At 34.3% G+C, this 545-nt stretch carries 2 protein-coding genes; both read left to right on the top strand.

Going from position 1 to position 545, the window contains the following annotated elements:
- Positions 1–70, top strand: a 70-nt coding sequence (locus IDG60_RS21785) for a hypothetical protein (protein WP_241013319.1), incomplete at its 5' end; no start/stop codon positions are given.
- 3 nt (positions 71–73) lie between these two features.
- The coding region (locus IDG60_RS01280) for a methionine ABC transporter permease (RefSeq protein ID WP_206160393.1) at positions 74–545 on the top strand (472 nt) is incomplete at its 3' end.

The raw sequence follows: 545 nt of genomic DNA, 5'->3' as shown, positions 1-545 counted from the left end.
ACAATTTGATGACACGGCAATAAATCAATATTTCAAAGAGAAAAATATTCAATTTGAGGAGGTGCATTAACATATGTTTGGTTCTGATTTAGACAGTGCACAGTTATTACAAGCATTGTACGAAACGCTATATATGGTATCTATTGCTTTATTTTTAGGAGCAGTGATTGGTATTCCATTAGGTGTCTTATTGGTAATTACTCGAAAACAAGGCATATGGCCGAATATAGTGATACATCAAGTTTTAAATCCTATAATCAATATTTTAAGGTCACTACCATTTATTATTTTGTTAATTGCGATTGTACCATTCACAAAATTAGTAGTAGGTACTTCAATTGGTACGACTGCTGCCATCGTGCCTTTAACAGTATATGTGGCACCTTACATTGCAAGACTTGTTGAAAACTCATTATTAGAAGTAGACGAGGGGATTATTGAAGCGGCGAAAGCGATGGGCGCTTCACCACTACAAATCATTAGATATTTTTTAATTCCTGAAGCGTTAGGTTCATTAGTATTAGCAATTACCACTGCGATTATTG

Source organism: Staphylococcus sp. EG-SA-2, assembly GCF_017152085.1.
The sequence above is the reverse complement of the archived record's forward strand: the minus strand, read 5'-3'. Positions and strand labels throughout refer to the sequence as shown.